The following is a 13,163-nucleotide window of genomic DNA, read 5'->3' as shown; positions in this document are numbered from 1 at the left end:
TCGTCCCTTCTGGTAGGGCATACGACATACCCATTGGTCGGTATCCAAGCGCTTGCTCAGCATGTGGGGTGCGGGGGCGACTGTCAACGGCCGCAGGCCAGGGACCAGTAGGGTTCGACGAGTGCCGCAGATTCCAGAGAAGATCCACGAACTCACCGTCGGCCAGCTCTCCGCCCGCAGCGGGGCCGCGGTCTCCGCCCTGCACTTCTACGAGGCCAAGGGGCTCATCAGCAGCCGCCGCACCAGCGGCAACCAGCGCCGCTACGGCCGCGACACGCTCCGCCGCGTCGCCTTCGTCCGCGCCGCGCAGCGGGTCGGCATCCCCCTGGCCACCATCCGCGAGGCGCTGGCCCAGCTCCCCGAGGAGCGCACCCCCACGAACGAGGACTGGGCCCGGCTCTCCGGGGCCTGGCGCACCGAACTCGACGAGCGCATCAAGCAGCTCGGCCGGCTCCGCGACCACCTGACGGACTGCATCGGCTGCGGCTGTCTCTCCCTGGAGACCTGCGTCCTGTCCAACCCCGACGACCGCTTCGGCGAGCAGATGGCGGGCTCCCGCCTCCTCCCCGTACGCCGCCCGGTGGAAAAGACCACCGACTAGTACGCGAGGGCCGCCGCGACCAGTTCGGCGTTGGAGCGCGCCCGGGTGCCGTCCGGCAGGAACAGGGTGTCCTCCAGGCCGATCCGGGCATGGGCGCCCAGGCGGCGGGCGAGCCGCAGCACCGGCCAGACGCCGTCGTCCACGCCGTGCAGCAGCACCGGGACCCCGGGCGGCACGGCCGGTGCCGGGAGCAGGACGCGTGCGGTGGCGGCGGAATCGCCGCCCCGGCCGCCGGCCTGGGCGAGGAGGCCGGGGTCCGTGACCTCCGTGAGCAGGTCGGGGTCCGCGATCTTCGCAAGCGCGTCGAGGTCCGTGACCTTCGCGAGGAGGTCGGGGCCCATGGCGGGGGCCGTGACCTTCGCGAGGACCCGCTCCACCCGCGACGCCGGCGGCGAGCTCGCGAACCGGGCCGGGCCGTCCGTGCCGGACCACAGCGCGGCCTCGACCGCGATCCCGCGCTCCAGGAGGGCCGTCGCCACCTCCTCGGCGCCCGGCTCGTGCCAGTCGACCGACACCAGACCGGGCAGCACCGTCCAGGAGCGGATCCGCTCCACCCGGCGGCCCGGGTCGGGCTCGGCGGACGCCGTCGTCGTGACCCGCACCGGAGTTCCGACCGCCGCCCCGATCGCCGTCAGGACCGGCCCGAGCACCCGGGGCGACAGCGACGTGCCACCGCACGGAGTACGGGGATGCACCCGCACCTCGCGGGCCCCCGCCGCCACCGACCGGGCCGCGGACTCCGCCAGGGACTCCGGCGTCATCGGGACCGCCGCCGAGTCCCGCGGCCCCCGTGACCCGTTGAGACACACCTGCAGCACCGCGGCTGCGGCGCTCACGCCGCCGAGGCCAGTGGCAGGCGCCGGTCACCGCGCGCCCGGGCCAGCGCCCCCGTGGTCAGGACCGCACGCGGGACGCCCACCCCGCAGTCCCCGCACACCGGGCCGAGCCACGGCTCGTACGGGTCGCCCGGCCCCGCCCACTCGATCCGCGGCCCCGCGCACACCGGGCACGCCTCGCCCGGCCCCCGCTCCAGGGCGCCGATCAGCCGCCGCAGCACCTCCGGCAGCGGGTCCGAGGGGTGAACCGCCGGGTCGCCGCAGCGGACCACGCCGTTGCCGCCCCAGACCCGCCGGTGCCAGTCGTCGAGCGCGCCGAGCCCGCGCAGCCCCTCGCTCTTCTCGCGCCGCCGCCGGGCGGCGAACCGCTCCTCGTACGCGAGCCACACGGCCCGCGCCTCCTCCAGCTCGTCGAGCGCCGCCACGAGGCGCTCCGGGTCGAGCTCCCGGTCCTCGGGACCGAACCTGTGCCGGCGGCACAGATGGTCCCAGGTCGCGCGGTGCCCGTAGGGCGCGAACCTCTCCAGGCACTTGCGCAGTGAGTATCTGCGCAACGCCGTGTCGCACCCCGGATCGCGCACCTGTCTCGCGAGACTCCGGAAACCGGCCATCCCTCGCCACCTCCGCCGCTGGTCCTTCCGCGCTATCAGAGGGACGAACGGGAGCCCCGCCGTGTTCCATCGAAATTCCGATGGCAGCCATCAACGGGGTGGAAGAGACACCTGTCACCCGGCGGAACCAGCGCGTCCGGTGGGTTCTACCGGCCCGCCCGGGCCGCCGAGACCACGACCCCGGCCAGCTCCGGACGGCAGATGTCGCTGTGCGAGCGGACCACCTCGGCCGCGTCCACACTCACGCACCCGGAGTCCGGCACCCCGTCGCGCAGGGCCTCCGCGAGGCCCAGCCGCACGGCCCCGGGCACGGCCTGCACGCCGTCGTGCCCGATCGCGCCCCAGCGCGGGTCGTCCGGGCCGAGCAGCCCCTCCGTCGGGCCGGCCAGCGACGCGGAGTCGTTCGCGAGCCGGGACGCCAGCGGGTACATCACCCCGAGCGCCGAGTCGTGCCGCGAGTAGCAGGCCACCACCGGCCCCCGGACCCGCTCCTTGACGTCCCGCAGCGAACCGGACCGCCCCGGGTCGTGCGGCAGCCGCGCCGCGAACGCGTAGTGCGAGAAGGCACCCTGCAGGAGCGTCACGGAGGCGACCGGCCGGGCCCCGCCCGGCAGCCCCCGCAGGGCGTACGCGACCAGGCGGGCGCCCATGCTGTGGCCCACGAGATGGACGCGGAGCCCGGGGGCGGCGCGCGCGACCTCGCCGAGCAGCGGCCCGAGCCCGTGCTCGCCGACCTGCCCGGCCCGCTTCTTCATCACGTAGTACGTGGCCTGCCGCAGCGCCTCCTTGGCGCCCTTCCAGTACTTCTTCAGCCCCGCGCCGAAGCTCGCCACCGGGACCGCCCCGTCGGATTCGAGGGCCTCGGTGAACAGGGCGCACACCGCCACCGGGTCCGCCACCAGGAACTCCGGCACCGGCTCCGCGACCGCCGCGGACGCCACCGCCGCGGACGCCACCGCCGCGGACGCCACGTCCACGTCCGTCAGCTCCCGCAGCAGCGCCCCGAACTCCTCGAACGCCGCCTCCGACTCCGGCGCCGCGGCGAGGAGCTCCGTGAGCCGCCCGATGACCGGCTCCTTCTCCGGGAGGACCGTCACCAGGGCCCGGTAGTCGGGCACCGGCTCGTCCGTGAACATCATCGAGGGCCAGATCAGACCCGCGTACCCCGCCTCCACCCCGGGGGCGAGCAGCCCCGGGAAGGGTGCGAAGAAGTCGGAGCAGAGGCGGGTGGCGGCGGACGGGGAGTTGTTCCACCCGTGCGCGAACACCACCAGGTCGCCCACCCCCTGCCGGGCGAGCGCGGCGAGTTCCGAGGCCTGGCCCGGCGGCCCGTCGCCGTCCTTGTCGAAGGTGATCTCCCGGTACGGCTCCACACTCATCCCCGTCACGGCCAGCCCCGTCCCTCCACGTCGAGGGGGCCGCAGCGCCCGTGCGCCCCGTGCGCGGGCGGCGGCTCCTCCGCAAGGATGCCCGCGCACGGCCCCGTCCAGACCTGTGAAGGGGAGTCAGCGCAGCCGTGCCGCAGAGACCCGGGGGAAGTGGATCAGCAGGTCGTACGCGGTGGAGAGCCGCACGGGCACGGTGTCGTCCGGCCAGGGGAAGACCGTCCCGATCTGCCGGGTCGGCCGGGGCACGGCGAGCCAGTCGCGCGCCGCCGGAGTCGTATGCCTCAGGTCCAGGTAGAAGGGGGTGGCGGCGACCCGGTCGAGGGTGTGGGAGCTGCTGTCGGCGCCGAGCGGGGCGACCGTGAAGGTCCGGAGCGGCTCGCCGGGGGCGCCGGTGTCGTGCGCGTTGAAGGAGCCCTGCCCGAAGGAGGCGCCCACGCTCACGTAGTCCCGGCCGAGGGCGTCCCGCAGGAAGGCGCCCTGGAGCCGCGGGTACTGGTCCGGCCTCGGCGTCTCGTAGCCGACGTGCCCGTTGTGCGCGGAGAGCACGATCCGGTCGCCGGTCCGCCGCTGCCACCACACGGTGTTCTCGGCCATGACGCGGTCGCGGTAGAGCATCGCCGCGGCGACCCCCTCCGGTGTCATCAGGTCGTGGGCGTACTCGGTGCCGACCTGGGCGATCGCGCGCGCGTGCTGCACCGCCCACAGGTGCGCCTCCCGGGCCCCGGGGCCCTTGCCGGGGCTCTGCCGCTCCAGGAGGGCGAGGGCGCGGTTCACGTCGCCGGCCATCCGCTGCCGCTCGGCGTGCGGCTTCTCCATGTACCCCTTCATCCAGGCCTCGACCTCGCCGGTGGGCCGTGAGTCCCGGTACAGCTCCTGGAAGCGGGGGAGGAGCGCGGGGTGGACGCGGGCGACGTACGAGGTGACGGTGTCGAAGAGGTTCGGACCGGCGTAGCCGAGGTCGTCGCCCATGAAGCGGACCTGGTGCCCGGGGTGGCGCTGGTTGTACGCGCGCATCCACCGGAAGAGGTCGAGGTACTCCTCGGTGTTCCACAGGCGGTACGACTCCTGGAACTCGTCCCGCATGATCGTCCGGATGTCGCCCCTGCCGGTGCGGACCCACTCGTCGACGAGGAGTCCGGTGGACCAGGGCGCCTCCAGGGCGAAGGTGGTGAAGCCCCGGGACTCCACGAGGTGGGCGAAGACCCGGTGCTTGGCCTCGAAGAACTCCGCCGAGCTGTGGGTGGCCTCGCCCAGGCCGACGACCTTGGCCGAGCCGATCATCCGGTCGAGGGGACGCAGATCGGTCAGGGGCCGGGCGGAGCGGGCGAGTTCCCGTGCGGGATCGGGGCCGGGCGGGGCCGTGGCGGCGCCCGCGGCGGGCGCCAGGGAGCCCAGGCAGGCGGCGAGCAGGAGCCCGACGAGCGGCAGACGACGGCGTCGTAAGGAGAGCTTCATGTGTCCCAGCGTGGTCGGCGGGACGCCTGGGGGGACATCCCGCCGGCCCCCCTCTCGTACGGGGGGCAACCCCCCTCACCGGTACAGCAGATGCTCCTCGCGCACCGCCCGGAACGCCTCCAGGTCCGTCTCCCACGCGCCGACGACCTCGTCGACGCCCGCGCCGGCGTCGATCAGGGTCCGTACCCGGGTCGAGCCGGTCAGCTTGTCGATCCAGTGGTCCGCCCGCCAGGCGAAGCCGGACCAGGAGCCGCGGGCGGTGACCAGGAGACCGATCCCGGTGCGTACCGGGTCGAAGGACTCCCGGTCGTGGACGTGCAGCTGCACGCCGCCGACCGTCTTCCCCTGGAACTTGGAGAAGGTCGGGGCGAAGTACGCCTCGCGGAACCGGACCCCGGGCAGGCCGAGGGCGTTCGCCGCCTCCGCCCACCGCCGGTCGACGCCCTCGGCGCCGAGGAGTTCGAAGGGGCGGGTGGTGCCCCGGCCCTCGGAGAGGTTCGTGCCCTCGAAGAGGCAGGTGCCGGAGTAGGCGAGCGCGGTCTCCGGCGTCGGCATGTTCGGGCTGGGCGGCACCCACGGCAGCCCGGTCGCGTCGAAGAACTCCGAGCGCCGCCACCCCGTCATCCGTACGGTCTCCAGGGCGACGGGAGAGGCCAGGAACTCGGCGTTGAACAGCGCGGCCAGCTCGGCCACGGTCATGCCGTGCGCCTGCGCGATCGGCTCACGCCCGACGAAGGTCGCGAACGCCCGGTCCAGGACGGGTCCGAGCGCCGCCCGTCCGGTCGCCGGGTTCGGCCGGTCCAGGACGACGAACCGCTTCCCGGCGACGGCGGCGGCCGCCATGCAGTCGTACAGCGTCCAGATGTACGTGTAGAAGCGGGCGCCGACGTCCTGGATGTCGAAGACGACCGTGTCCACCCCGGAGGCGGTGAAGACGTCCGCCAGCGGCTGTCCGCTCTTCAGATACGTGTCGTAGACGGGCAGTCCGGTCGCCGGGTCGTCGTACCGGCCCTCGGAGCCGCCCGCCTGGGCGGTGCCCCGGAAGCCGTGCTCGGGGCCGAAGACGGCGACCAGGTCCACCCGCTCGTCGGCGTGCATCACGTCCACGATGTGCCGCGCGTCCGGAGTGATGCCGGTCGGGTTGGTGACGATGCCGACCCGCTCGCCCGCGAGGAGCGCGTATCCGTCGGCCGCGAGCCGTTCGAAGCCGGTCCGGACGCGGCCGTGACCCTCGCCGGCGGCCGAGGCGGGGGCGGCGCTCGTGGCGGCCACCGCCCCCAGGGCGCCTCCGGCGGCCAGCAGACTCCGTCGCGACAGGCTCATGCGGGACCTCCTCGCCAATGACATGACCACGCACGCTAGCGCTCCTGACCGCCCCGGGGAACGAGGCGTGCGGAACGGGTCTTCCGTCGCTCCATACCGACCGGTTAGTCTGTGGCGGTCTTCAGTGCGTCGTCACAGCCGAGAGGTGGGTCCATGACCGCGGACACGAACGGACTCCGGGGCGCCGGCGTCGTCGTCACCGGAGCGGGCGGCGGCATCGGCGCCGCCCTCGCCCGCCGCTTCGCCGCCGAGGGCGCCCGGGTCGTCGTCAACGACCTCGACCCCGGGCGCACCAAGGCCGTCGCCGAGGAGATCGGCGCCGTCGCCGTCCCCGGCGACGCCTCCGCCGTCGTCGACGAGGCCCGCGAGGCACTCGGCGGCACCGGCGCCATCGACGTATGGTGCGCCAACGCCGGACTCTCCTCGCCCGGCGACGCCTTCGCCGACGAGGACGTCTGGGCCGCCGCCTGGGACGTCAACGTCATGGCCCACGTCCGCGCGGCCCGCGCCCTCCTCCCGGAGTGGCTGGAGCGCGGCAGCGGCCGCTTCGTCTCCACCGTCTCCGCCGCCGGACTGCTCACCATGATCGGCGCCGCGCCCTACAGCGTTTCCAAGCACGGCGCGTACGCCTTCGCCGAATGGCTCTCCCTCACCTACCGCCACCGCGGCCTGAAGGTCCATGCCATCTGCCCCCAGGGCGTGCGTACGGACATGCTCACCGCCGCCGGATCCGCGGGCGAGCTCGTCCTCGCCCCGACCGCCATCGAGCCCGCGGACGTCGCCGACGCCCTGCTCGACGCCATCGCCGCCGACCGCTTCCTCGTCCTGCCCCACCCCGAGGTCGCCGGCTACTACCGCAACCGCGCCACCGACCCCGAACGGTGGCTCACCACGATGAACCACGTGCAGCGGACCTGGGAGACGGGCGCCCGTCAGCCGTAGGCCCGGACTGATGGGAAGATCTACTGACGGGAACGCGTTCCCGTGACCGAAAACGATCACCAGGGAAGGCGGCGGAGCATGGCCAGGACGACGGACGGGAACGGCACCCCCGTCCCCCAGAGACTCCTCGCCGCCGCCACCCGGCTCTTCGCGGAGCGGGGCTACGACCGCACCTCCGTCCAGGAGATCGTCGAGGCCGCCGGGGTCACCAAGGGAGCGCTCTACCACTACTTCGGCTCCAAGGAGGACCTCCTCCAGGAGGTCTACTCCCGCGTCCTGCGCCTCCAGCAGGAACGGCTCGACGCCTTCGCGGACGCCGACGAGCCCATCGAGGACCGGCTGCGCGCCGCCGCCGCCGACGTCGTCGTCACCACCATCGAGAACCTCGACGACGCCGCCATCTTCTTCCGCTCGATGCACCACCTGAGCCCCGAGAAGAACAAGCAGGTCCGGTCCGAGCGGCGGCACTACCACGAGCGGTTCCGGGCCCTCATCGAGGAAGGCCAGCGGTCGGGCGTCTTCTCCTCCGCCACGCCCGCCGACCTCGTCGTCGACTACCACTTCGGCTCCGTGCACCACCTGTCGACCTGGTACCGCCCGGACGGCCCGCTGACCCCGCAGCAGGTGGCCGACCACCTCGCCGACCTCCTGCTGCGCGCCCTGCGCCCGTAAGCGCTAGAGGTACTTCTTCAGCTCCCGCCGTGCCAGAGACCGCTGGTGCGCCTCGTCCGGCCCGTCCGCCAGCTTCAGCGTCCGCGCCGCCGCCCACAGTTCGGCCAGCGGGAAGTCCTGCGAGACACCGCCCGCCCCGTGCGCCTGCACGGCCTTGTCGATGATGTCGACGACGGCGCGCGGGGTCGCGATCTTGATGGCCTGGATCTCGGTGTGGGCACCCCGGTTGCCGACGGTGTCCATCAGCCAGGCCGTCTTGAGGACCAGCAGCCGCAGCTGCTCGATCGTCACCCGGGCGTCGGCGATCCAGTTCTGCACGACGCCCTGCTGGGCGAGCGCCTTGCCGAAGGCGGTGCGGGAGACGGCGCGCCGGCACATCAGCTCGACCGCCCGCTCCGCCATGCCGATGAGCCGCATGCAGTGGTGGATGCGGCCGGGGCCGAGCCGGGCCTGCGCGATGGCGAAGCCGCCGCCCTCCTCGCCGACGATGTTCGCCGCCGGGACCCGGACCCCGTCGAAGATCACCTCGGCGTGGCCGCCGTGGGAGTGGTCCTCGTACCCGTACACCTGCATCGCGCGCCGGACCTCGACGCCCGGGGTGTCGCGCGGCACGAGGATCATCGACTGCTGGCGGCGGAGGTCCGGCCCGTCGGGGTCGGTCTTGCCCATGACGATGAAGATCCTGCAGTCCGGGTTCATCGCCCCGGAGATGTACCACTTGCGGCCGTCGACCACGTACGCGTCGCCGTCCCGCCGGATCCGGGTCTCGATGTTCGTCGCGTCGGAGGAGGCCACCTCGGGCTCGGTCATCGCGAAGGCCGAGCGGATCTCGCCGGCGAGGAGCGGCTCCAGCCACTGCTTCTTCTGCGCCTCGTCGCCGAACTGGGCGAGCAGCTCCATGTTCCCGGTGTCCGGGGCGGCGCAGTTGAGGGCCGTCGGGGCGAGGTGCGGGCTGCGGCCGGTGATCTCGGCGAGCGGCGCGTACTGGAGGTTGGTCAGCCCCGCCCCGTACGCGGCGTCGGGAAGGCCGTGCTGGTCCACGAAGAAAAGGTTCCAGAGCCCCTGCCGCTTGGCCTCGGCCTTGAGCTCCTCCACCACCGGCGGGGTGTCCCAGGGGGAGGCGAGCCGGGCGCGCTGCTCCTCGGCGACGGCCTCGGCCGGGTAGACGTGCTCGTCCATGAAGGCGAGGAGCTTCTCGCGCAGTTCGACCGTACGGGCGTCGTAGGCGAAGTCCATGAGGGGTCAGCCCTTCTGAAGGGTGGTCAGGCCGTGGTCGATGAAGACGGGGACGAGTTCGCCGATGCGGTCGAAGCCGGCGCCGACCGTCTGTCCGAGGGTCCAGCGGTAGTGGATGCCCTCCAGGATCACGGCGAGCTTGAACCAGGCGAACGCCGTGTACCAGGCGAGCCCGGAGGTGTCGCGGCCCGAGCGGGCGGCGTACCGCTCGACCAGCTCGGCGACGCTCGGGTGCCCGGCGGCCGTGGCGGTCGTGGACACGGGGGAGTCCGCCACGTCGAGCGGGGTGCTGTACATGGCGAGGAGGCCGAGGTCGGTGAGTGGATCACCGAGCGTCGACATCTCCCAGTCGAGCACGGCCCGGATCCGGTCGTCCTCGCCGACGAGGACGTTGTCCAGCCGGTAGTCGCCGTGGATCACGGTCGGCGCGGGCGAGACGGGCAGCGCGCGCCCGAGGGCCGAGTGCAGCTCGTCGATGCCGGGCAGCTCGCGGCCGCGCGAGGCGTCCAGCTGCTTGCCCCAGCGCCGCAGCTGCCGGTCGAGGAAGCCCTCCGGGCGCCCGAAGTCGCCGAGGCCGACCGCCTCCGGGTCGACGGCGTGCAGGTCGACGAGCGTGTCGACGAGGCCGAGGACGGCCGCGCGGGTGCGCTCGGGGCCGAGCGGGGCGAGCTGACGGGCCGAGCGGTACGGGGTCCCGTCGACGAACTCCATGACGTAGAACGGCGCGCCGAGCACGGACTCGTCCTCGCAGAGCAGCACGGTCCCCGGGACGGGCACGCCCGTCCCGGCCAGGGCGCTGATGACGCGGTGCTCGCGCCGCATGTCGTGGGCGGTGGCCAGGACGTGGCCGAGCGGGGGCCGGCGGACCACCCAGCGGCCGGTGCCGTCGCTCACGACGTACGTCAGGTTCGACCGGCCGCCCTCGATCAGCCGGGCTTCGAGGGGGCCGGACACGAGGCCGGGCCGCTCGCGGTCGAGGAATCGGCGCAGCTGCTCGGGGTCGAGTCCTGGCGGCGGGGCGGAGCTCATGCGTGCGTACCTCCGGATCGGCTTCGGTCGGCGTTCATGATGACCGACCAGTCGGTATGTCGTCCAGGGGGTGCGGGAAAGCACCGTCGTTCACGCTCTGGCTCCGGATTGCATCCCTGAATACAGTTCACATATGGATGCGAAGCTGATCGTCGACGAAGTCCGGCTGACCCCGATCCTCATCTCCGACCCGCCCCTCCTCAACACCCAGGGCGTCCATCAGCCCTACACGCCCCGACTCGTCGTGGAAGTGGTCACGAAGGGAGGGGGGTCACCGGCCTCGGCGAGACGTACGGCGACACGGTCCATCTGGACACCGCCCGACCGCTGGCCGAGGCGCTCCCGGGCCGCTCGATCACGGATGTGAACAGCCTCTTCGCCCTGGCGGCGGAGACCGGAGACGTGCCGGACCCCGACACGGACGAGGGGGTCGACGCGAGCGGCCTGCGCGGGGTCCGTACGGCCGAGAAGCTCCGCCTCTCCGTCGTCTCCGCCTTCGAGACCGCCTGCCTCGACGCGCTCGGCAAGACCCTCGGCCTGCCCGTCCACGCCCTCCTCGGCGGCAAGGTCCGCGACGAGGTCGAGTACAGCGCGTACCTCTTCTACAAATGGGCCGGTACGGACGCGTGGGGCGCGGCCCTCGACCCGGCCGGCATCGTCGCCCAGGCGCGCCGCTTCGACCGTGAGTACGGCTTCCGCTCCTTCAAGCTCAAGGGCGGGGTGTACGAACCCGAGCGGGAGATCGCCGCGATCCGGGCCCTCGCGCACGAGTTCCCCGGCCGTCCGCTCCGCCTCGACCCCAACGGGGCCTGGTCCGTGGAGACCTCGCTCGCCGTCGCGCGCGAGCTCAAGGACGTCCTGGAGTACCTGGAGGACCCGGCGAGCGGCACGGCGGCGATGGCGGCGGTCGCCGCCGGCACGGACGTCCCGCTCGCCACCAACATGTGCGTGACCACCTTCGACGAGGTCCCGGAGGCCTTCGCCAAGGGGGCGGTACGGATCGTCCTCTGCGACCACCACTACTGGGGCGGACTCCACCGCACCCGCGAACTGGCCGCGCTCTGCCGGACGTACGGGGTCGGGCTCTCCATGCACTCCAACACCCACCTGGGCATCAGCCTCGCCGCGATGACCCAGGTCGCGGCGACCCTGCCGGGGCTCCACCACGCCTGCGACACCCACTACCCGTGGCAGACGGAGGACGTGATCACGGTCCGCCCGGTCTTCCGCGAGGGCCGGCTCCGGGTCTCCGACGCGCCGGGACTCGGCGTCGAACTGGACCGGGGGGCCCTGTCGGCTCTGCACCGGCGGTGGCGGGAGGACGACGGGACGCACCGGGACCGGGACGACAGGGCGGCGATGCGGACGGCCGACCCCACCTGGACCCCGGGCCACTGGTAGCACCCGCGCCCGCTGCCGTGTGGGCGGCGCCCCCCGCCCACCCCCGTGTGGGCAATCGTCCCGCAGGGCGGGACGGGTGGGCACACGGGACGGCGCCCTCTCGCGGCGCCTCCGCGTTCCGCGCCTGTGCCCGCACCACCCTGGACGGCGCACGCGTGGTGCGGGTCAGGGCGCGGAAGCCTCGGGCGCCGGCAGGGGCGCCGTCCGTTGTGCCCACCCGTTCCGCCCCTTGCGGAACGCCTGCCCACAACGGGGGGGCGCCGTCTGTGCGGGTGGGCACCGACCCGGCCGAACTCATGCCCACAACGGGGCGACCGTTACGCGTGGCACGCCACCGGTACCCCGCCGTTCATCGCCGCCATGTCACCGAACACCGCCACCGGATCCAGCGGCGACCCCTCCGGCAGGCCCTCCAGTTCCGCGTACGCCCGGTGCAGGTTCGCCACCAGCCGCTCGCTCTCCCGCCACGCGGCGAACTCGCCGAGGTCCGCCGCCCGAGCCGTCTCCAGTGGCGTCGCCCCCTTCGCGTACCCGTCGGCGGCCAGCTCCGCCACCCAGCGCAGGTACCGCTCCGTGGTGTCGTACGCCGAGGGGTCGGTGACCCGCCCGTGCCCCGGCACCACGGTCGGCGCGTCGAGGGACCGCAGCAGGTCGAGCGCGCGCAGCGAACCGGCGAGCGAACCCATCGGCAGGAACGGCGTCCCGCCGTGGAAGACCAGGTCACCGGTGAAGACGACGCCCTGCTCGGGGAGATGGACGATCGAGTCGCCGGTGGTGTGCGCGGCGCCCGGGTGCAGCACGCGCACCTCGATCCCGCCGACGTACAGGGTGAGCCGCTCGCTGTACGTGAGGGACGGCGGCAGGATGTCGACCCGCCCGAAGTCGGTCTGCGGCCACAGCAGATGGAGCTGGTGCCCGGCAGCGAGCTGCTCGGCCCGGCAGTTCTCGTGGCCCACGATCCGCGCCTCGGGGCGGAACACCCCGTTGCCGTAGGTGTGGTCGCCGTGGTGGTGGGTGGAGACGATGGTCCGCGGCAGCGGCAGCCCCTCGGCGAGCACCGCCTCGCGCAGCAGCAGGGCCCGGCGCTCGGTGGCGGCGGTGTCGACGAGCAGCGACTCGCCCGCGTCGCCGAGGAACCCGGCGTTGTTCAGGCACCAGCCGCCGTCGGGCTGGACGAAGGCGTGTACCCGCGGAGCGAGCGTGACCACATAGGGATCGGTGGCAGACAAAGGGATTCCCCCGGATGAGAGCCCGACTGGACAGGGGAAGAGTGCCAGCCGCCACCCACCACTGAAAACCCGGAACCAGTCACTCCTCCCCCTCCCAGCCCTGCGCCGCCACGAACGCGTCCCCGTACTCCGCCGACCACCGCCCGAGCGCCTCGATCGGCCCCAGCAGCGAACGCCCCAGCGCGGTCAGCGCGTACTCCACCCGCGGCGGTGTCTCCTCGTACGCCCGCCGTTCCACCAGCGCGTACCCCTCCAGGCGCCGCAGCGTCTCCGTCAGCACCTTCGCGCTGATCCCGCCGATCGCCGTCCGCAGCTCGCCGGGCCGGCGCGGCCCCTCCGCGAGCGCGTACAGGACGACCCCGTTCCAGGTGTTCGCGAGCAGGTCAAAGCCGAGCCGCGCCCGGCAGTCCGCGAGGACCCGGTCGGTAACCATTCGGTAA

The 13,163-nt window shown here is 73.5% G+C and carries 12 protein-coding genes and 1 pseudogene; 4 read left to right on the top strand and 9 right to left on the bottom strand.

Annotation, left to right across the window (positions count from 1 at the left end):
• Window positions 1-121 precede the first annotated feature (121 nt).
• Window positions 122-601, top strand: a complete 480-nt coding sequence (gene soxR / locus AB5J54_RS08920) for a redox-sensitive transcriptional activator SoxR (RefSeq protein WP_369143347.1) — start codon at window positions 122-124, stop codon at window positions 599-601.
• Here the strand turns inward: soxR and AB5J54_RS08915 are convergent.
• The 5 genes from AB5J54_RS08915 to AB5J54_RS08895 all read right to left on the bottom strand — a co-directional run bounded on the left by AB5J54_RS08915 (window position 598) and on the right by AB5J54_RS08895 (window position 6,214).
• Window positions 598-1,437 (bottom strand): 3-keto-5-aminohexanoate cleavage protein, encoded by an 840-nt coding sequence (locus tag AB5J54_RS08915; RefSeq protein WP_369143346.1) that lies wholly within the window; start codon window positions 1,435-1,437, stop codon window positions 598-600. The two genes, soxR and AB5J54_RS08915, sit on opposite strands and share 4 nt — an antisense overlap.
• The gene (locus tag AB5J54_RS08910) at window positions 1,434-2,048 is read right to left on the bottom strand and encodes a hypothetical protein (RefSeq protein WP_369143345.1); all 615 of its coding nucleotides are present in this window, start codon (window positions 2,046-2,048) and stop codon (window positions 1,434-1,436) included. The genes AB5J54_RS08915 and AB5J54_RS08910 overlap by 4 nt, the downstream gene beginning before the upstream one ends.
• 146 nt (window positions 2,049-2,194) lie before the next feature.
• The gene (locus AB5J54_RS08905) at window positions 2,195-3,427 is read right to left on the bottom strand and encodes a serine-threonine protein kinase (protein ID WP_369149267.1); all 1,233 of its coding nucleotides are present in this window, start codon (window positions 3,425-3,427) and stop codon (window positions 2,195-2,197) included.
• Between the two features lie 126 nt (window positions 3,428-3,553).
• A complete protein-coding gene (locus tag AB5J54_RS08900; protein WP_369143344.1) occupies window positions 3,554-4,891 on the bottom strand; it encodes an erythromycin esterase family protein in 1,338 nt (445 codons plus the stop codon).
• 75 nt (window positions 4,892-4,966) lie between these two features.
• Window positions 4,967-6,214, bottom strand: coding sequence for an exo-beta-N-acetylmuramidase NamZ domain-containing protein (locus AB5J54_RS08895; RefSeq protein ID WP_369143343.1), 1,248 nt, complete (start codon window positions 6,212-6,214; stop codon window positions 4,967-4,969).
• A gap of 153 nt (window positions 6,215-6,367) precedes the next feature.
• Between AB5J54_RS08895 and AB5J54_RS08890 the strand changes: the two genes are divergently transcribed.
• The gene (locus AB5J54_RS08890) at window positions 6,368-7,156 is read left to right on the top strand and encodes an SDR family oxidoreductase (protein WP_369143342.1); all 789 of its coding nucleotides are present in this window, start codon (window positions 6,368-6,370) and stop codon (window positions 7,154-7,156) included.
• Window positions 7,157-7,234: 78 nt separating this feature from the next.
• Window positions 7,235-7,828 carry a TetR/AcrR family transcriptional regulator gene (locus AB5J54_RS08885; protein WP_369143341.1) on the top strand — a complete coding sequence of 198 codons (594 nt, stop codon included), beginning with the start codon at window positions 7,235-7,237 and terminating at the stop codon, window positions 7,826-7,828.
• A 3-nt stretch (window positions 7,829-7,831) separates the two neighbouring features.
• Here the strand turns inward: AB5J54_RS08885 and AB5J54_RS08880 are convergent, their stop codons facing one another.
• Complete coding sequence (locus AB5J54_RS08880) at window positions 7,832-9,064, bottom strand: acyl-CoA dehydrogenase family protein (protein ID WP_369143340.1); 1,233 nt, start codon at window positions 9,062-9,064, stop codon at window positions 7,832-7,834.
• A 6-nt stretch (window positions 9,065-9,070) separates the two neighbouring features.
• A complete protein-coding gene (locus AB5J54_RS08875) occupies window positions 9,071-10,093 on the bottom strand; it encodes a phosphotransferase (protein WP_369143339.1) in 1,023 nt (340 codons plus the stop codon).
• Window positions 10,094-10,226: 133 nt separating this feature from the next.
• Here AB5J54_RS08875 and AB5J54_RS08870 point away from each other — a divergent pair.
• Window positions 10,227-11,494: pseudogene (locus AB5J54_RS08870) on the top strand (enolase C-terminal domain-like protein).
• A 317-nt stretch (window positions 11,495-11,811) separates the two neighbouring features.
• Here AB5J54_RS08870 and AB5J54_RS08865 read toward each other — a convergent pair.
• A complete protein-coding gene (locus tag AB5J54_RS08865; RefSeq protein WP_369143338.1) occupies window positions 11,812-12,723 on the bottom strand; it encodes an MBL fold metallo-hydrolase in 912 nt (303 codons plus the stop codon).
• A gap of 79 nt (window positions 12,724-12,802) precedes the next feature.
• Window positions 12,803-13,156: a winged helix-turn-helix transcriptional regulator gene (locus tag AB5J54_RS08860; RefSeq protein WP_369143337.1), complete on the bottom strand. Its 354-nt coding sequence runs from the start codon at window positions 13,154-13,156 to the stop codon at window positions 12,803-12,805.
• Between the last annotated feature and the right edge of the window lie 7 nt (window positions 13,157-13,163).

The organism is Streptomyces sp. R44 (assembly GCF_041053105.1).
GTDB lineage: Bacteria > Actinomycetota > Actinomycetes > Streptomycetales > Streptomycetaceae > Streptomyces.
Note: the sequence above shows the minus strand (reverse complement) of the source record. Positions and strands in the feature narration are given on the sequence as shown.

Bases quoted from the DNA above. Each gene is read 5' to 3' on its own strand.
- AB5J54_RS08910 (WP_369143345.1), bottom strand. From the start codon at position 2,048: ATGGCCGGTTTCCGGAGTCTCGCGAGACAGGTGCGCGATCCGGGGTGC.
- AB5J54_RS08905 (WP_369149267.1), bottom strand. From the start codon at position 3,427: ATGAGTGTGGAGCCGTACCGGGAGATCACCTTCGACAAGGACGGCGAC.
- AB5J54_RS08900 (WP_369143344.1), bottom strand. From the start codon at position 4,891: ATGAAGCTCTCCTTACGACGCCGTCGTCTGCCGCTCGTCGGGCTCCTG.
- AB5J54_RS08895 (WP_369143343.1), bottom strand. From the start codon at position 6,214: ATGAGCCTGTCGCGACGGAGTCTGCTGGCCGCCGGAGGCGCCCTGGGG.
- AB5J54_RS08890 (WP_369143342.1), top strand. From the start codon at position 6,368: ATGACCGCGGACACGAACGGACTCCGGGGCGCCGGCGTCGTCGTCACC.
- AB5J54_RS08885 (WP_369143341.1), top strand. From the start codon at position 7,235: ATGGCCAGGACGACGGACGGGAACGGCACCCCCGTCCCCCAGAGACTC.
- AB5J54_RS08880 (WP_369143340.1), bottom strand. From the start codon at position 9,064: ATGGACTTCGCCTACGACGCCCGTACGGTCGAACTGCGCGAGAAGCTC.
- AB5J54_RS08875 (WP_369143339.1), bottom strand. From the start codon at position 10,093: ATGAGCTCCGCCCCGCCGCCAGGACTCGACCCCGAGCAGCTGCGCCGA.
- AB5J54_RS08860 (WP_369143337.1), bottom strand. From the start codon at position 13,156: ATGGTTACCGACCGGGTCCTCGCGGACTGCCGGGCGCGGCTCGGCTTT.